The 17,017-nt window shown below is 41.1% G+C and carries 16 protein-coding genes; 1 reads left to right on the top strand and 15 read right to left on the bottom strand.

Annotated elements, in window-relative coordinates; translation table 11 throughout:
• Window positions 1–232 precede the first annotated feature (232 nt).
• The 4 genes from HMPREF9423_RS03030 to HMPREF9423_RS03015 form a co-directional block, all read right to left on the bottom strand.
• The gene (locus tag HMPREF9423_RS03030; protein WP_006147868.1) at window positions 233–1,432 is read right to left on the bottom strand and encodes a phosphoglycerate kinase; all 1,200 of its coding nucleotides are present in this window, start codon (window positions 1,430–1,432) and stop codon (window positions 233–235) included.
• Between the two features lie 154 nt (window positions 1,433–1,586).
• Window positions 1,587–2,102 (bottom strand): hypothetical protein, encoded by a 516-nt coding sequence (locus tag HMPREF9423_RS03025; RefSeq protein WP_006147867.1) that lies wholly within the window; start codon window positions 2,100–2,102, stop codon window positions 1,587–1,589.
• 2 nt (window positions 2,103–2,104) lie between these two features.
• Complete coding sequence (locus tag HMPREF9423_RS03020) at window positions 2,105–2,641, bottom strand: hypothetical protein (protein ID WP_006147866.1); 537 nt, start codon at window positions 2,639–2,641, stop codon at window positions 2,105–2,107.
• Between the two features lie 240 nt (window positions 2,642–2,881).
• A complete protein-coding gene (locus tag HMPREF9423_RS03015; RefSeq protein WP_006147865.1) occupies window positions 2,882–7,651 on the bottom strand; it encodes an endo-beta-N-acetylglucosaminidase in 4,770 nt (1,589 codons plus the stop codon).
• A 298-nt stretch (window positions 7,652–7,949) separates the two neighbouring features.
• Here HMPREF9423_RS03015 and HMPREF9423_RS03010 point away from each other — a divergent pair, with 298 nt between their 5' ends.
• Window positions 7,950–9,581, top strand: coding sequence for a Na/Pi cotransporter family protein (locus HMPREF9423_RS03010; RefSeq protein WP_006147864.1), 1,632 nt, complete (start codon window positions 7,950–7,952; stop codon window positions 9,579–9,581).
• A gap of 29 nt (window positions 9,582–9,610) precedes the next feature.
• Here the strand turns inward: HMPREF9423_RS03010 and HMPREF9423_RS03005 are convergent, their stop codons facing one another.
• From HMPREF9423_RS03005 to racE, 11 genes are all read right to left on the bottom strand, one after another.
• Complete coding sequence (locus HMPREF9423_RS03005) at window positions 9,611–9,907, bottom strand: bacteriocin immunity family protein (RefSeq protein ID WP_006155861.1); 297 nt, start codon at window positions 9,905–9,907, stop codon at window positions 9,611–9,613.
• Window positions 9,908–9,931: 24 nt separating this feature from the next.
• A complete protein-coding gene (gene pepA, locus HMPREF9423_RS03000; protein ID WP_006147862.1) occupies window positions 9,932–10,996 on the bottom strand; it encodes a glutamyl aminopeptidase in 1,065 nt (354 codons plus the stop codon).
• Window positions 10,997–11,110: 114 nt separating this feature from the next.
• A complete protein-coding gene (gene yidD / locus HMPREF9423_RS11825; RefSeq protein WP_025170148.1) occupies window positions 11,111–11,347 on the bottom strand; it encodes a membrane protein insertion efficiency factor YidD in 237 nt (78 codons plus the stop codon).
• A complete protein-coding gene (locus HMPREF9423_RS02995; protein WP_004251725.1) occupies window positions 11,347–12,072 on the bottom strand; it encodes a pseudouridine synthase in 726 nt (241 codons plus the stop codon). The genes yidD and HMPREF9423_RS02995 overlap by 1 nt, the downstream gene beginning before the upstream one ends.
• Complete coding sequence (gene scpB / locus HMPREF9423_RS02990) at window positions 12,059–12,628, bottom strand: SMC-Scp complex subunit ScpB (RefSeq protein WP_006147860.1); 570 nt, start codon at window positions 12,626–12,628, stop codon at window positions 12,059–12,061. Before scpB ends, HMPREF9423_RS02995 begins: the two co-directional genes overlap by 14 nt.
• A gap of 18 nt (window positions 12,629–12,646) precedes the next feature.
• On the bottom strand, window positions 12,647–13,375 hold the full coding sequence (locus HMPREF9423_RS02985) for a segregation/condensation protein A (RefSeq protein WP_006147859.1): 729 nt from the start codon (window positions 13,373–13,375) through the stop codon (window positions 12,647–12,649).
• The gene (gene xerD / locus HMPREF9423_RS02980; RefSeq protein ID WP_006147858.1) at window positions 13,375–14,109 is read right to left on the bottom strand and encodes a site-specific tyrosine recombinase XerD; all 735 of its coding nucleotides are present in this window, start codon (window positions 14,107–14,109) and stop codon (window positions 13,375–13,377) included. Before xerD ends, HMPREF9423_RS02985 begins: the two co-directional genes overlap by 1 nt.
• Window positions 14,106–14,567: a cyclic-di-AMP-binding protein CbpB gene (gene cbpB, locus HMPREF9423_RS02975; protein ID WP_006147857.1), complete on the bottom strand. Its 462-nt coding sequence runs from the start codon at window positions 14,565–14,567 to the stop codon at window positions 14,106–14,108. The genes xerD and cbpB overlap by 4 nt, the downstream gene beginning before the upstream one ends.
• Complete coding sequence (locus HMPREF9423_RS02970; protein WP_006147856.1) at window positions 14,564–15,085, bottom strand: metallophosphoesterase; 522 nt, start codon at window positions 15,083–15,085, stop codon at window positions 14,564–14,566. Before HMPREF9423_RS02970 ends, cbpB begins: the two co-directional genes overlap by 4 nt.
• The gene (locus tag HMPREF9423_RS02965; protein ID WP_006147855.1) at window positions 15,061–16,032 is read right to left on the bottom strand and encodes a nucleoside-triphosphate diphosphatase; all 972 of its coding nucleotides are present in this window, start codon (window positions 16,030–16,032) and stop codon (window positions 15,061–15,063) included. The genes HMPREF9423_RS02970 and HMPREF9423_RS02965 overlap by 25 nt, the downstream gene beginning before the upstream one ends.
• Complete coding sequence (racE, locus tag HMPREF9423_RS02960) at window positions 16,029–16,823, bottom strand: glutamate racemase (RefSeq protein WP_006147854.1); 795 nt, start codon at window positions 16,821–16,823, stop codon at window positions 16,029–16,031. The genes HMPREF9423_RS02965 and racE overlap by 4 nt, the downstream gene beginning before the upstream one ends.
• Between the last annotated feature and the right edge of the window lie 194 nt (window positions 16,824–17,017).

The following is a 17,017-nucleotide window of genomic DNA, read 5'->3' as shown; positions in this document are numbered from 1 at the left end:
CTTCAACAGTCTGGAAGACTGTTGAAGGTTGCAGATAAAGGAAACATAGTTTCCGTCAACATAGGGCATCTTTGAAGCTTAAAAAGCGAACAAAGACTTAGGATACTTGCTTCGCAAGTTCTATCCGCCACCTCAAAGCAGTGCTTTGAGCACTCAACCACTGCGTCCTGCTCGACAATCCAAAGACAATTGAGAGGCTAGGACTTTTGTCCCAGCCTCCTTTTTTATATTCTTATTTTTCAGTCAAAGCTGCAAGTCCTGGAAGAACTTTACCTTCAAGAAGTTCCATTGAAGCTCCACCACCAGTAGAGATCCATGAGAACTTGTCTGCACGACCAAGGTTGATAGCTGCGGCAGCTGAGTCACCACCACCGATGATTGATTTAACGCCTGGTTGTTTCACGATAGCGTCCATTACACCGATTGTACCAGCTTGGAAGTCAGGGTTTTCAAATACACCCATTGGTCCGTTCCATACAACTGTTTTAGCACCAGTCAAAGCTTCGTCAAATTTAGCGATAGATTTAGGACCGATATCCAAACCAAGGAAACCTGGGTCTACTGCTTCACCTTCAGTGTCTTTCACTTCAGTGTAGTCTGCAAATGCGTTTGCTTCTTTTGAGTCAACTGGCAAGATCAATTTACCGTTTGCTTTTTCAAGAAGAGCTTTAGCAACATCCAATTTGTCTTCTTCTACAAGTGAGTTACCGATTTCGATACCTTGTGCTTTGTAGAATGTGTAAGTCATCCCACCACCGATAAGAACTTTATCAGCTTTTTCAAGCAAGTTTTCGATAACACCGATCTTGTCTGAAACTTTTGAACCACCAAGGATAGCCACGAATGGACGTTCTGGAGCTTCAACTGCTTCTTGGATGTAGGCAATTTCGTTTTCAAGAAGGAATCCAGCAACTGCTTTTTCAACGTTTGCTGAGATACCAACGTTAGATGCGTGTGCACGGTGAGCTGTACCGAACGCATCGTTTACGAAGATACCATCTCCAAGTGATGCCCAGTATTTACCAAGTTCAGGATCGTTTTTAGATTCTTTCTTGCCGTCAACATCTTCAAAACGAGTGTTTTCAACCAAGAGAACTTGTCCATCTTCAAGAGCGTTAATCGCTGCTTCCAATTCAGCACCACGAGTAACACCTGGAAGGAATGTAACTTCTTGACCCAATTTAGCAGCCAAGTCAGCAGCTACAGGAGCAAGTGATTTACCTTCTTTGTCTGCTTCTTCTTTAACACGTCCAAGGTGAGAGAAGAGGATTGCACGTCCACCTTGTTCAAGGATGTACTTGATAGTTGGAAGAGCTGCAGTGATACGGTTATCGTTAGTGATCACACCATCTTTTACAGGTACGTTGAAGTCAACACGAACGAGAACTTTTTTCCCTTTCAAGTCAACGTCTTTAACAGTCAATTTTGCCATTAGATATGACTCCTTCTTTTTTTTTACGTGTTAATTATATCACAAAATCAATAAAAGAGATAGCAAAACCTTAAACTTTTCTTGCTCTCTATTACATCTGGCAAAATTGACATTAACTTTGTTTATCAAATAAAACCTTTATCCATTTTCATCTCTAATTAAACCTGTCTTGATACTTTTTATTAAATAACCACTGAAGATTGATCCGAGGTTTGGGCTGGACATCAAGTACCGGTTGAACGGTTTCTCTAATTTCATATAAAACTAGTTGTTGATTGAATTCAATATCATTATAATGTTCATCAAATGCACTTTGAATACGAAAAGCATTATTGAAGAGATAATGATTATCAGTAACGGAATGAAACATTAAATATTCTCCTGAGGCAGATAATATCGACTCCCTTCCCTCAACGTTTCTAGCAATACTATTCATTCCATCATCATCGTAGCGAATTCCCTCAATTTTCGGAGTATAAATCGACCCCATATTTTCGATCAACATAACTAAGTCAGGCTCTGTCCCCTCCTTATGAGGCATCTGTTGTGCATAGTAGACCGAATAATATTTCAAGTTGCTATAAGCATATACACTCAACCCTAAGAAGACAACTACCCCTATACTAAATACTAGGATAATTCCTATAATGATCCCTTTTAATGCTTTCATCTCTAATTAAACCTGTCTTGATACTTTTTATTAAATAACCACTGCAGATTGATGAGGGGGTTACTCTGTACATCAAGTACCGGTTGAACGGTCTCTCTAATCTCTTCTTTTATCTTTTTTTCATCAACTGTAGCTAGATTAATTTTTTTATAATCCTTATCAATAGCCCACTCAAGCTCAAAATTCTTATCAAGCTTATAGGACACATCGTTTTTATCATTGTAGTGATAACCTCCATCAAACTCACCAAAACTTGTAGGATGACCACTTGAATCAATAGAATTTTCGATAAAATTCGCTCCATCATCATCATAGCGAACACCTTCAATTTTCGGGGTATAAATCGAACCCATATTTTCAATCAACATGACTAAGTCGGGTTCTGTTCCCTCCTTATGAGGCATCCGTTGTGCATAATAGACTGAGTTAGATAGCAAATTAATCGTAGTAACAGCATACATACTCGCCCCTATAAATACTACTAAGCCAATGCTCACTACTACAATGATTACAGCAATTACTACTTTTAATGCTTTCATCTTCTTTTTCCTTTCTTATTCCCAAACCAATTCTTGATGGGAGTAACGATAAATATCTTTTAGAACTCAATATATAATCAATCTTCAAAGCAAAACATGCAGATATCTCACTACAACAATTCTTATGAAATAATAAAAATCTTAACATAAACATTCTAAGAATGCAAAAAGGCAGGAGCCAAAAATAGCTCTTGCCTTTTAATACTATTATCTTGTCAGACGGTAATTTAGAAGTTCAACTTAATCTTCTTTTTTCTTTTGAGCGAGAAGTCCAAAACCACCTAGGACTCCGACCAATCCAAGAGCCAGAAGATTTGCATCTGCTCCTTCACCCGTACTTGGAAGTTGTTTTCCTTCAGTTTTATCAGCTTGTGCTTCTGCTTTTGCTGGTTCCTGCTTAGCTGCTTGTGCTACTGGAGCAGGTGCAAGAGGTTTGTCATCTTGAACTTCAACTGTTGGTCCAACCTCAACAATCTCAGTTACAGTTTCTTTGATAAGCTCTGTTCCCTTAAGACTGCGGTTGCCTTCTGTGTCAACTTCTACAAGATTTCGACGAAGTCCTTCAACTCCTGCTTGAACCAAGCGACGTTCTCCTGCTTGAAGGCTAGGATTTACTCGTTCTTCATGGCCGTATGCAAGCTTTTCTTCCTCAACAACTAATGCTGGATTGCTAATTGTCAAATCTTTGACCCCGTCTAGTGGTTGAACACGACTTTCTACCTTGGTACCAACTTCAGTGATTTCTGCAACTGCCTCCTTGACTACTTCTGTATCAAGAAGAGTGCGGTTGCCTTTTGTATCAACTTCGATTAGACGACGAGTTTGACCTTCTACACCATCCTGAACGATTCTACGTTCACCCAACAAGAGGTCTCCTGACGGACGTTCTTGACGTTCGAAGGCTTGAGTTTCTGTTTCAACCACTAGCTCAGGTAGAGCTTCAACTGTTGGAGCAGTTTCACCTTCTTCTAAGCTACCGACATGGTGGCTTTCTTCTGCAGGAGCTAGTTTCTTATTCAGCTTTTCTTTCATGTCCGCAAATGCTTCTGGACTTGGATTTGTTGAGCCAATAAGAGTTTCTGCTTGAGCGATGATTGGATCGTCTGCATTTTTCTCACGAACTTTTCCTAGAAGAGTTTCAAGCTCTTCCTTAGCTGTTTGATAAAGCTGTACACCATCCAAGTCTGCACCTGCTTGTTTTAAATCGTTCAGGGCTTGGTTGACCGCTTCTTGACTAGCATCGTGGTTTTCTAAGATGGCTTTTGCTGCAGCAAGCTTCTCAACAAGAGCTGCTTGTTTTGCTGCATCAGCAAATGTATAAGCTAATGTTTCTTTGCGTCCTTGAGCAGATGTGATTTCTTGTTTCAGATATTCGTCGTTAATGGCTGCCTTAGGTGATACTAGAACATCAAATTCGACAGTTTGTCCTTGATAGTGCAACTCAAGTTTTTGACGGCCTGTCTTTTGAGGATCATAGCCTGTAATTTCGACTCCTTTGTCTGTAAAGCTATGTTCTGTCTCAGTTTCATCATCATACAAGACCTTGAAGCGTCCCTCTGATAAGTCAAGAGCATCGCCTACAAAGTAATCAATTTTCGGTTGTTTGCTAATATACAAGGCTGCGACTTCTTTTGGACCAGCTTCTTCACCAGTCACTTGAACCTTGAAGCTTCCTGCAACTGGAAGACCAAGATAGGTTACTGTTAACTCTTGTTCACCATGATGGTGAGCATCATAGCCGTTAACAACTACACCTGCATGACTGAGGTTGATGACTTCGTCTGCTTCTTCTCCCTCATATTTGACACGTAAAAGACCACCTTTGAGATTCAATTCTTCGCCATCTTGGTAAGTCGTCTTTTTAGGTGTTGCTTCTAGACTGATAGCCTTAATCTTTCTTTCATCCTGAGGAATCGTTACAGCAAGAGTATTACTGATTTCTTTACCTGGCAATTGTGTACGATAGTAAAGAAGGCTTGGACGTTTTTCAAAGCTCAATGGTTCTGTTGCCAAATCTCCTCCAACTACCGTATTTAAGGTAGCGATTGGAGTTTGTGAATCTGCCTTGTCATAGACTGTAATGGTTGCTCCAGCAGGAACTTCTGAGAATCCAAGTTGAATCTTATTGTCTGTCAGAACACGCGCTGCAACTTTAGCCATTGGAATGTTTTGGCTCTCCGTATCTAGAGTTTCATACATCTTCCAGTTGTAGATACGAATAGCTTTCCATGGTGTTCCATTGTCAGATGTAATAACGTGCAAACGCCAGTCTTGCGCTGTAATTGGGCTATCAAGGGTAATATCTGAAACATGGGCTCTATTGCCACGAACAGCCTTGGCTAGTTTCCATTCTCCAGCTTCATCCTTATAGTAGAGGTCAAAGTCCTTAGTATTCATCAAACCATCGTTGACGGATTCTCCACCAGCACCGGCATGATCCATGACCCATCTAACGACACGGCGTGGTTGTGTCAAACGGATATCAACACTACCACTCAACTGAGCAGAAGACCATTTATCAGATAAGCTAGTGATAGTTCCATTCAACATACCTTCGATACCTTCGCCACCTTCTGTGTCTGGGAAGGTACTTCCGATAACAGTCGCTCCTGGAACGATGTTTTCTGCTAATGGTCTTGGAAGACTTGTGTCTTGAACAGTCATTCCCCACTCAAAGTTTGTAGTTGCTGCTTCAGAACGAAGGCCATTCTTACCAACTGCGACAACCTTCAACTCCTGACTAGTACCAGTTGCACTAGATGAACGGCTAACTTTTGGTAGGTAGATCGTAGTTGCAGATGAGCCTGTCAATAGGCGCCAAGCATCGCCATCCTTCTCATAAACTTCATAGAAATCAGCATCTTTATTTCCAGTAAATTGGACAATGGCTTCTGCTTCTTGGGCATTTTTCAGAGATTGCTTGGCTACTTTAAGAGCTGTTGGCGCTTGAGGTACCTCTTGATTATCTGTTACAGTCAACTCACCCAAGTTAAATTGATAGCCCTTAAGGGCAGCAGTATTTTCAAAAGTGAGCTTGATACCGTAAATAGTCTGACCTGCCAAGGCACTCAAATCAAATTCATCTTTTGTCCAATCGTCAGATAGAGTCAGCTCTTTACGAGCATTCTCGCCACCATAGGTGTAGTTTTTCTGAGTCGCAAACTCTACATAGACCTTGCTTCCCTTACCACCTTTGTGAGCAACACGAAGTTTTGTTTTATCTGTTACTTCCAGTTTTGTAGAGTAGAGACGAACATCTTGGTTGGTATTTTCAGCTAAATCACCCGTAAACTTAAGTGAGTTACCACCATTGTAGGCATCTTCAAAGTCATAGTCAGCTTGAAGTTTAGCACCTGATGAAGTTTGCCACCAGCGCCATGTAGGCAAGATACCTGATACAGAGCGATAGTTCCATTCAGAATCCTTAGAAACTTTGCCGTCTACAAACCATTTTTTACCATGTCCTGTGTTAAAGGATGTTGTAAAGGTACGGCCTACTGCTGGTGTACGGTCAGCTACAAGGTTGGCAATCCCGTACCAGTCCTTGTCCTCTGGTTTTTGACCAGTTGGATCTCCTTGGTAACCTGTAAAGAAGATATTTTCATTCTTGTGATAGTCTTCTCCTGTCTTACCAAGACTAGTGATAGTATCAGGTGCAAAGAGTCCAAGCGACAAGCGAAGTTTGCCATTTTCATCAAAAAGGGCATCCCATTTCACTTTTGTCTTGTAGGAACCACCTTGTTGCAATTCCAAACCTGCAAAGACATCGTACTGACTACGTCCAAGCCATTTGGCCATAGTTACAGAGTAGTCATTTTTCTCTTTGGTCCAGTTAAAGTTGGCAAAGAAGTGATCCGCAGGAACCTTGTCTCCCTCTTTTTCCATGAATTGGTAATTGTATTCACCCAAACCATCTTCATGATAACGACCATATTCATAGGTCATGGCATCATACCAAGAATATTTCACTGGATGATTGACTTGAGCCGCATATTCCTTGGTATAGAGCATGAAGTCACGCATTTTCTTACCAAGAGGCGTTACGATATCTCCTGTTGTTTCTTGGTTGATAAAATATCCATCAAATCCATAATATTTAGCCAAATCAACCAACTTACGAGCGATAGGGAAAGTTCCGTCTTCGTCTTGTTTAAGGGCTTCGGCAAATTTTTCTTGGTCTGCAATACTATTAGACCAGTTGAAGAAGAGTGTACCCAATACAGGGACACCATTACGGTGACCAGCATCAATCACGTCCGGAGTTGGAACGAGCCCTTCCCAGAAGACCATTGAATTCAAGTATTGCCAGTAGTCAAAAGCATAGGCTTTAAACTCTTCACCACCTACAGAAGCGTGGTCTTTAGCCTTAGAGTTGGTATTGGCAAGAGCTTCAACCTTGGCATCCTTATTGGCTTTTTCGTTGACTACATGCCCACGGTAACGTTTAACCAATTCAACTGAAGAACGATTAATAGCGTCGTCTTCACGGGCACCCGGTTCCCATTTCAACAAATCTTCCCAAGTGTCAAATTTAATTTCTTTTGGTCGAAGACTTTTTTCTTCTTTCTTAGGAACATCTGAAACAGTTGCTTTCTCTTCAGCCTTATTTTCTGTAGCTACAGGTGGTTCTTCAGCCTTATTTTCTGCAGCTGCAGGTGCTTCTTCAGCCTTAGGCGCTTCAGCAACCGGACTAGCTACTTCCTTATCAGCTGCAGTCAATTGGTCCAAGGTTGGTTTTTCTTCTGAAATAGGTTGTTCACTAACCTTGTTTTCTGTCTCTTCCAACTGCTTTAATACCTCAGATGAAGCTGTAGTTGGTTGCTCTGATGTGGCAGGCGATGCTTGCTCTGTAGCCACGGCAGTAGTCCTTGTTTCATTCGCTGGGATTGCAACTTCTTCTGCTAGAGCTTGGTTGGCAAATAAAACCGAACCAATCATCAAAGAGCAGGCACCCACTGATAATTTTCGAATACTATAGCGGCAACGTTTTTCAAAAAATGGATTCTTCATTTTTTCTCCTTTCACTTCCAAAAAGTAAGCGCTTTATTTTTATTTTAAAAAAGTAACTGCCCTTAAAATAGCAGAACTGTTCATTTTTATTTTACGCTATTTATAAGTAGAGTCAACAGTCATCCTAAAATATCTATAAAGGGGTGAATAAATGATATAAATTAGACAATCAATTACCTTTTTTTACATTTTCATGATATTTTTCTAAAAAAATGTGTTTACTACTTGTTAGATTGCTTAGAATCCTTTAAAATAGAATGGGAGAAATTCCGCGATTAGTTTTCGGAGGGAAAATAAAATGTCCATTAATTGGCAGGAAATTGCATTTCACTTTTTAGGTGGCCTGGGACTATTCTTATATAGTATCAAAACCATGGGGGACGGTTTGCAACAAGCAGCTGGAGATCGTCTTCGATATTACATTGACAAATATACTAGCAATCCTTTCTTTGGAATTTTAGTTGGAATTGGGATGACTGCCCTGATTCAATCGAGTTCGGGTGTTACGGTTATTACAGTTGGTCTGGTTAGCGCTGGACTATTGACTTTACGTCAGGCTATTGGGATTGTTATGGGAGCCAATATTGGAACAACTGTCACATCCTTTATCATTGGTTTTAAATTGGGAGACTACGCATTACCTATGCTCTTTCTCGGAGCAGTCTGTCTCTTCTTCACAAAAAATAGAACCATCAATAACATCGGACGAATTGTCTTTGGTGTCGGTGGTATCTTCTTTGCCCTCAATCTTATGAGTGGCGCTATGGAACCCCTTAAGGATTTACAAGTCTTTAAAGACTACATGGTAGAACTTAGTAAAAATCCAATCTTGGGTGTTCTTGTCGGAACAGGTTTGACCCTTCTGATTCAAGCCTCCTCAGCGACCATCGGGATTCTACAAAATCTCTACGCTAGCAATCTGATTGACCTTCAAGGAGCCCTACCAGTGCTCTTTGGAGATAACATTGGAACAACCATCACTGCTATTATCGCTTCCTTGGGTGCTAATATTGCAGCCAAACGTGTGGCAGCAGCCCATGTGGCCTTCAACGTTATCGGGACTGTTATCTGTATTATCTTCCTCGTTCCATTTACAGGCTTAATCCAATGGTTTGAGAGCTTCTTAAATCTAGCTCCAGAAATGACCATTGCCTTCGCCCACGGAACCTTTAACATTACCAATACAATCATTCAGTTTCCATTCATCGGAGCTCTTGCCTTCATGGTAACCAAACTTATCCCTGGAGAAGACGAAGTTGTTAAATACGAGCCACTTTACCTTGATGAGCAACTGATCAAACAAGCTCCATCTATCGCTCTTGGAAATGCTAAAAAAGAACTTCTACACTTGGGTAATTATGCTGCGAAAGCCTTTGACCTCTCTTACGACTATATCATCAACTCTAACGAAAAAGTTGCAGAAAAGGGACATAAGACTGAAGAAGCTATCAATACCATTGATGAAAAATTGACTCGTTACCTCATTAGTTTATCCGGTGAAGCTTTGAGCCAAAAAGAGAGTGAAGTCTTAACAAATATCCTTGACTCTTCACGAGACTTGGAACGTATCGGAGACCACGCAGAAGCCCTGCTCAATCTTAACGATTACTTGCAACGCAAGAATGTTCAATTCTCTGAGGCTGCCTTAGAAGAACTAGCAGAGATTTATCTTAAAACTAGTGAATTTGTCAAAGATGCTCTTGAGAGTGTGGAAAACAACGACCTCGAGAAAGCTCAAGCTCTTATCGAGCGACACGAAGACATCAATAACATGGAACGTGTCCTTCGTAAGACTCACATCAAACGTCTTAATAACGGAGAATGTTCTACCCAAGCAGGTGTCAACTTTATTGATATTATTTCACACTACACCCGTGTATCTGACCACGCTATGAACCTTGCTGAAAAGGTTTTGGCAGAACAAATTTAAAACGAAAAAAATGCTTTGATTCTTTCGAATCAAAGCATTTTAAATAGTTCTCCAATCATAAAGGCAGATGCAGCAGAACCTCTGTACTTGGCTTCTTCTCTTTTGATAAAGCGGGCCAGATTGACTAACTCTGGCGCTGGGGTCTTGGGATTCTTGAGTAGTTCAAGTGTGACTAGCCCTGAAAGTCGGACTGCAAGCAAGCGCTCATTGGTGCCGGGCAATTGCTTAGCAGTCTCTAGCAGTGCATTCACTAGATCTTCACTCAGGTTTTGACGGGCATTATTATAAAGATCCCGTATCAAGGTTTCTAGGTTTGGCTCTTCCATCCCTATTACCTCCATCATTTCTGTTTAATAATTTTTAATCAAATCTACTGTAGAACGATCCAATTTTTTAACCAAGGCTTGTAAGAAAGCTTGAGCTTCAAGGAAATCGTCCATAGCATAAAGGGTTTGGTGAGAGTGGATATAACGGGCACAAACACCAATTGTTGTTGATGGGACACCACCATTTTTCAGATGAGCTGCACCTGCGTCAGTTCCACCTTTTCCACAGTAGTATTGGTACTTGATTCCAGCTTCTTCAGCAGTTGTCAAAAGGAAATCCTTCATACCTGGGAGAAGCAAGTGACCTGGATCGTAGAAACGAATCAAGGTTCCATCACCAATCTTACCTTGACCACCATAAACATCACCAGCTGGCGAGCAATCCACAGCAAGGAATACTTCTGGGTCAAATTTGGTTGTTGAGGTATGGGCACCACGAAGTCCGACTTCTTCTTGGACGTTAGCACCAAGGTAAAGTTCATTTCCCAGTTTTTGACCTGACAAGTTTTCTGCCAATTCACTCACCATGAGCACTCCATAACGGTTATCCCATGCTTTTGAGATGATATTTTTTTCATTAGCTGTTAGGATTGCGCTACTATCTGGAACGATGGTGTCTCCAGGACGGATACCAAAACTTTCAGCCTCAGCCTTATCCGCAAAACCACCATCAAAGACGATATCTGAAACAGCTGGCATGGTTGGCCCACCTGTTCCACGAGTCAAATGTGGAGGTACTGAACCTGAGATGACTGGAATTTCACGTCCTTGGCGCGTAAAGAGTTTAAATCGTTGGCTGCTGACAACCATAGGATTCCAACCGCCAATTTCAACTACTCGGAAGGTTCCATCTGGTTTGATTTCACTTACCATAAAACCAACTTCATCCATGTGAGATGCTACCAAGACGCGAGGTGCATTCGCAACTTCTGAATGTTTGATACCAAAAATACCACCTAGGCCATCTGTTACTACTTCATCCACGTGAGGTGTAATTTTTTCACGAAGATAAGCACGTACAGGCGCTTCATGACCTGAGATAGCAGAAAGTTCTGTCACTTCTTTAATTTTAGAAAATAATGTTGTCATTTCTATCCCTTCTTTCTTTCAACCATTTTACCACTTTTTATAGGAGAAGGGTAGTGAAAATCATCAATCTATAGATCTATCTACACCAAAAAAGAATCACGACTGTGATTCTTTTTATTTTGAATTTCTCTTTAAAGAAAAGTGATCTGGTACGGGATCCTTGCCGATTTTAGACCAGGGATGACATCGTAAAATCCTTGCCAAACCCATGAGGACGCCCTTAAGTCCATGCTTTTCAATAGCCTGAATCATGTAGTTTGAACAAGTAGGCTCAAATCTACAAGAAGGTGGGAATGCAGGGGATATAAAGCGTTGGTAAAAGCGCACAGGCGCAATTAAAATTCGTTTCATTATTTGTTAGTTGTTACAGCCATGGTATGTAGCTGGCTGATTTCTTTTTTGTTAAGACGACGGGATTCACCAGGACGGAGACCTGTCAAGTCCAGGTGTCCAAAACGTGTCCGAGACAACTTATCCACTTGAAGCCCAACTGCTTCAAACATCTTTTTAACCTGATGGTTACGTCCTTCATGAATGGTCAACTGTACAACAGAACGGTTTTTAACAGGATCTACTTTGAGAATTTCGTAGACGGCCGGCTTAGTCTTCTTGCCATCAATTTCAAGACCACGAGTTAAGGGGCGGAGGTTTTCCTTGTTAGCAATCCCTTTCACACGCGCCACATAGACCTTGTCGATTTCATTACGAGGGTGAATCATCTCATCGGTAAAGTCACCATCATTGGTCAAAATCAAGACACCTGATGTATCCCAGTCCAAACGTCCTACAGGATAGATACGCTCTTTCACATTAGGCAAAAGATCGACAACCGTCTTACGTCCCTTATCATCTGTCACACTGGAAATCACTCCACGTGGTTTGTTGAGCAGATAGTAAACCTTTTCTTCGTTATAGATTGGTTGACCTTCAACTTCTACCTTATCGCCAGACTTAATGGTTGTCGCTAATTCACGTACTACCTGACCGTTAACAGTCACCAAGCCTTGCTTGATCAACTCTTCTGCTTTTCTCCTACTGGCCACTCCTGCGTGGGCAATATACTTATTGATTCTCATCTTCTTCTATCCTTTCACCAAATAATTGGCTTTCTTGTGCTTGAATTTCAAGCTCATCAATCACAGGCAATTCTTCCAAATGGTTAATACCCATGTAATCTAGAAAATAATCCGTAGTTACATAGAGATTAGGGCGACCAAGAACTTCTTTTTTCCCATCTTCTCGTATCAAATCGAAGGCCTGTAATTTAGCTAGAGCTCCGCTTGAATTAACCCCACGAATAGCGTCAATTTCTATACGTGTGATAGGTTGCTTATAAGCAATAATGGACAAGGTTTCAAGCGCAGCCCGAGATAGGCTCTGGTTGATTGGCGCCTTAGAATATTCTTTTAAAATATCAGCAAATTGAGGCTTGGTCACCAATCTGTAGGCACCCCCTGTCTCAATCAGGGCCAAACTAGAATCCTGGTCTTTTTCATACTTTTTGGCTAATTTTTCAAGACTCTGCTGAACCCCTGTTGGTGGTAGCGATAAGAGTTCTGCTAACTGACGAGCCCTAATCCCATCTTCCCCCGACACAAACAGGAGTGCTTCTATTTTTGCTAAAGTACTCATACTTCCTCTCTATCAAGCCTAACTTTGCTCTACTTGATTTTCCTCATTCTTTTTTATGAGATAGATATCTCCAAAACTCTCTTTTTGAATCAAGAGAATTTCTTGGGTTTTAATCAACTCCAAGGTCGCTAAAAAAAGTGTGATGACCTCTTGTAAATCCTTGGTTTCCTTAAACAAATCTTGCAGGCATAGTTGTTGCCCTTCTACCAAGGATTCCCGAACGATGACCATCATATCCTCAATCTTATACTCATCCCGTAAAATAGTTGTATGGTTTTTCGAGAATTCTTCCTTTTTCTTGGTCAGTAAGGTTGAAAAGGCTAAGAAAAGATCAATCGTGGTCTTATCATGCACGAGTTCTGCATCCTCGTAAATCAACTCTGTCGGTGCTTTTGAGTAATATTGAGCTCGTTCTTGGTGCTTCACTTCCAACTGCTCTCCCAAAAGTTTAAACTTGCGGTATTCTTCAATCTGAGAAAGGAGATCTTGCTCTAGGTCATCCTCTAAATCAGACACTTCCGCAACCTTTGGCAAGAGCTTACGACTTTTGATCAGCATCAGTTGGCTAGCCATCACCATATATTCACCTGCCACTTCTAAACGCATGGCTTGTAAGGTTGATATGTAGGCTAGATACTGCTCAATAACTTCTGTAATCGGTACATCATAGATATCCATCTGATACTTTGAAACCAAGTGTAAGAGCAAGTCCAAAGGCCCTTCAAAATCTTTTAATTTAATATCCATTATCTATATTTTTCTAAGGTCATGACTGTTTTTAATCCCAATTTTTTGGCGATTTCATACAAGTCAACCTTCTCTTCAATTTGTCTCAGTATAAACTGTTCTCTCAATCCTTGAGCCGATAAATCTGCAAAGCCTTTTTCCTTTAGAAAGGCTTCTAACTGACGAAAGGCCCATTGACGAGAATATGGCTTACCAGTTTTTTCAAAGAGGTAGGTCTGTCCCATCAAGGGTTCTAACTCTGCAAGTAATTTTGTGGGAAGACTCAAGATTCTTTGCTGAGAGGCTTTATTGATTCTCAATACTTGAAAATCTAGATTTACATCACTTATTTTTATGGCTAGAATTTCACTAGGCAAGAGGCCTAATTCAACTATCAATAAGGCTATTAAACGCCCTTCTGGATAGGTACTTTCTTGCCAGAAAGAACTCAAGTCTAAAAGCTCTGACTTGACTTGTTTTTTCTCAGCCTGTTTCGGCAATTCCAAACGATAAAAGGTGCCAATCTTTCCTTTCTGGTATAAAAAGTAAAGAAATTGATTGCAGGCAGAAACTTTACGCTTTTGGGCACTGATTTTAAAATTTGATAATTGAGCTTGGTAGATTTTTAAACTTGTCTCAGAAATTCGTCCTCCAATAAGATCTAAAAACTGCTCCAAGTCATATTTATAAGACTGTTTAGAATTACTAGATAGATTTTGCTTTTCTTCTAAAAATGTTAAAATCCATTCTCTCATTTGCTTTGAATCTCATATTCCTTACTAAAGTCATGCAGGAGGGCATTGACAGCCTTGAGGATTGACTTCCGCGTGATAATCCCTTGGAAAATACCATCCTTATCAACGACTGGCAGGAAAGACTCATCCACTAGCTTGTGCAATACATCCGTCAATATATAGTCTGGATTAACTACCGCGACATCCTTCTTTGTCATGTGAACAATATCCATATCCGCCATGATTTCCTGACTCAAATCCTGCTCCATTTGGTATGCAAAAATATCTCTAAGCCCTATGGTCCCAACAAATTTTTTCTCAGCAGTCACTACTGGAACTCGTGTATAAGTCATCTGGCTAAGGAGGAGAATTGCATGATCTGCATTGTGAGTATCAATGAGCACAGCCAAATTTTCAGCAGGAGTCAAAAAGGTTTCCTCTTGCTCCAGCAAAAAGAGTTCAAATTCTTTGGCAATCATCGAGCAAACTCCTTGGATAAGCCAGGATACACATCATGATTACGTGTCAAAAAGTCCACTTTGAAATAGCTGTCATCAATTTCCACACGAGCGTAGAGACATTCTCTGATGGTTCCACGTGGTTGGCTGATAGAACCTGGATTTAGAAAGAGGGTCTTCCCTTCCATCCAAGCATTTGGTACATGCAAGTGACCATAGAGACAGATATCAGCATCTTCCTCTTGAGCCCAGAAATCTAGTTTTTGGAAATTGAAGTTAATGTCAAATAAGTGTCCGTGAGTCTGGATAATCTTGGTAGGACCCAGTTGAGTCACTAAGCGTTCTGGATAATCTGAATAGAAATCCATGTTTCCTCTAACTACCTGAATCCCTTCCCAGAGTGGTGAATCTGGGCGAAGCTCCGAGTCACCATCGTGAAAAATGGCATCAACTTTCCCAAGATAGCGATCACGTATTTCTTCTACAATCAAGCTATCTCCATGGGAGTCGCTCATTACAATGATGGTTTGCTTTGCCATGATGGAAATACCTCCAAAAGTTTCTTAACGGCTAAGGCACGGTGAGATTGACTATTTTTTTCTTCAAGGGTTAATTCAGCTGATGACTTGCCTGTTTCTCCTACTAGGAAAAGAGGGTCATAGCCAAAACCATTTTCACCCTTAGGTTCAAAGTTAATATAGCCTGGCCAATCAGCTTCGACCACTAAGCTTTCCTTACCTGGGCTAGCCACAACCAAAGTGGTGTGGAATTGTGCCGAACGGTCCTTGAGTTCAAAGACCATGGCTAATTCGTGCAAAAGTTTAGCATTGTTTTCCTGGTCAGTGGCTCCCACTCCTGCAAATCGAGCTGACCAAACGCCTGGCAGTCCACCGAGGACATCGACTTTAAGACCTGAATCATCCGCCAGAACCATCTTGCCTGTCAATTTGGAGATGGTTTCTGCCTTAAGGCGAGCATTTTCTTCAAAGGTCATACCAGTTTCAGCAACTTCAGGCAGATCTGGGTAATCATTGAGATTCTCCACATCATATCCAAGTTTATCAAAGATAGCACGAAATTCCTTGGTCTTCCCTTCATTACGAGTCGCTATCAACAAGGTTTCTCTGACTTTGCTAGTTTCAAAGAAGGCTTCAACATCTACTCCTTCTTTAGGTAATTCCACATGCAAGAGTTGTCCATTTTCAACTAAGAGCAAGGCACCTTGGCGTTGAATGACTTCCAAGTTTCGACCGGCTTCTGCATTTAAAATCTCAACGATAAAAGATAGCAAGCGGAAGTTGGAAGACCAGCGCATGACCGTAATCGTGATTGGAAAACCATTTTCCTCATCACGGAAGATGCGAGCCAAATCCATAAATTCGAGATCAAGAGGATCTTTTATGAGGCTATAGATTCCACCGTAGACGTCCCAGACACCTACATACCAGTCCTGATCATCCTTGTATTCATAAATTTTGTTTGTCATAATGTTACATGCTCCACATGAATCTCTTTTTCTAGCCATTCCGCTCCAATCTGAGCAAAACTATGGCTATTTGCAGTCGTATAAAAACGGTGTTGTAGAGGCCCTGCATCGCGGCCACGATTAATCTCGAAATAATTGAGTAAGACGGAGATATCCCGCACACACTCTGCTCCACTATCAATCAGTTTCACCTCTGGTCCCATCACATTTTGGATAATGGGTCTGAGGAGCGGATAATGAGTACAACCCAGAATCAAACTGTCCACTTTTCCGACTAAAGGACGTAGGGTTTCATAGACTACTTTCTTGGTCACACTGGTTGAAAGGGCCCCAGATTCAACCAAGGGAGCAAACTTAGGGCAGGCCAAACTTTCAACTTGCAAATTTGGATCTAGGTCATGAATTTTTTGACGATAGATATCTGATTGTACTGTCATCGGTGTTCCAATCACACCGATTCTCCCACCCTGACTAGTTTTGATAGCAGCTGAAGCGCCCGGTAAAATCACCCCAAGAACAGGAATATCGAGTTTGGATTTAATTTCTTCCCAAACAACTGCTGTTGCAGTATTACAAGCGATGACAATCATCTTGACATCCTTAGTCAAAAGAAAGTTGACCAACTGCCAAGTATATTCACGAATTTGCTCAGCAGGACGAGGCCCGTAAGGTGCCCGTGCCGAATCTCCAATATAGACGATTTCTTCATGGGGAAGCTGGCGCATGAGCTCACGTACAACGGTCAAGCCTCCAACGCCCGAATCCAAAAAACCAATTGGTCGATTATCCATACAGTCTTCTTTCTAGTCTTATTTTTCTGATTGATAGTTCATTATCATTACATTTCTCGCTGAAATTTCTGACAGACTGGTAAACTCCAGACTATCTCCCTCTTAATCATAATCAAATATCAATAGAATGCAAGGAAAAAGTCTTATCCTTAAATATCAGTTGAACATAGTGAGAAGTCTGGAATTTTCATCCC

The organism is Streptococcus infantis ATCC 700779, from assembly GCF_000187465.1.
Taxonomy (GTDB): domain Bacteria; phylum Bacillota; class Bacilli; order Lactobacillales; family Streptococcaceae; genus Streptococcus; species Streptococcus infantis.
This window is presented reverse-complemented; position numbering and strand designations above follow the sequence as displayed.

Bases quoted from the DNA above. Each gene is read 5' to 3' on its own strand.
- HMPREF9423_RS03005 (WP_006155861.1), bottom strand. From the start codon at position 9,907: ATGGAAGAGCCAAACCTAGAAACCTTGATACGGGATCTTTATAATAAT.
- yidD (WP_025170148.1), bottom strand. From the start codon at position 11,347: ATGAAACGAATTTTAATTGCGCCTGTGCGCTTTTACCAACGCTTTATA.
- HMPREF9423_RS02965 (WP_006147855.1), bottom strand. From the start codon at position 16,032: ATGACAAACAAAATTTATGAATACAAGGATGATCAGGACTGGTATGTA.
- HMPREF9423_RS02985 (WP_006147859.1), bottom strand. From the start codon at position 13,375: ATGGATATTAAATTAAAAGATTTTGAAGGGCCTTTGGACTTGCTCTTA.
- scpB (WP_006147860.1), bottom strand. From the start codon at position 12,628: ATGAGTACTTTAGCAAAAATAGAAGCACTCCTGTTTGTGTCGGGGGAA.
- HMPREF9423_RS03020 (WP_006147866.1), bottom strand. From the start codon at position 2,641: ATGAAAGCATTAAAAGTAGTAATTGCTGTAATCATTGTAGTAGTGAGC.
- cbpB (WP_006147857.1), bottom strand. From the start codon at position 14,567: ATGATTGCCAAAGAATTTGAACTCTTTTTGCTGGAGCAAGAGGAAACC.
- xerD (WP_006147858.1), bottom strand. From the start codon at position 14,109: ATGAGAGAATGGATTTTAACATTTTTAGAAGAAAAGCAAAATCTATCT.
- HMPREF9423_RS03025 (WP_006147867.1), bottom strand. From the start codon at position 2,102: ATGAAAGCATTAAAAGGGATCATTATAGGAATTATCCTAGTATTTAGT.
- HMPREF9423_RS02995 (WP_004251725.1), bottom strand. From the start codon at position 12,072: ATGAGAATCAATAAGTATATTGCCCACGCAGGAGTGGCCAGTAGGAGA.
- HMPREF9423_RS03010 (WP_006147864.1), top strand. From the start codon at position 7,950: ATGTCCATTAATTGGCAGGAAATTGCATTTCACTTTTTAGGTGGCCTG.
- racE (WP_006147854.1), bottom strand. From the start codon at position 16,823: ATGGATAATCGACCAATTGGTTTTTTGGATTCGGGCGTTGGAGGCTTG.
- HMPREF9423_RS03030 (WP_006147868.1), bottom strand. From the start codon at position 1,432: ATGGCAAAATTGACTGTTAAAGACGTTGACTTGAAAGGGAAAAAAGTT.
- HMPREF9423_RS03015 (WP_006147865.1), bottom strand. From the start codon at position 7,651: ATGAAGAATCCATTTTTTGAAAAACGTTGCCGCTATAGTATTCGAAAA.
- HMPREF9423_RS02970 (WP_006147856.1), bottom strand. From the start codon at position 15,085: ATGGCAAAGCAAACCATCATTGTAATGAGCGACTCCCATGGAGATAGC.
- pepA (WP_006147862.1), bottom strand. From the start codon at position 10,996: ATGACAACATTATTTTCTAAAATTAAAGAAGTGACAGAACTTTCTGCT.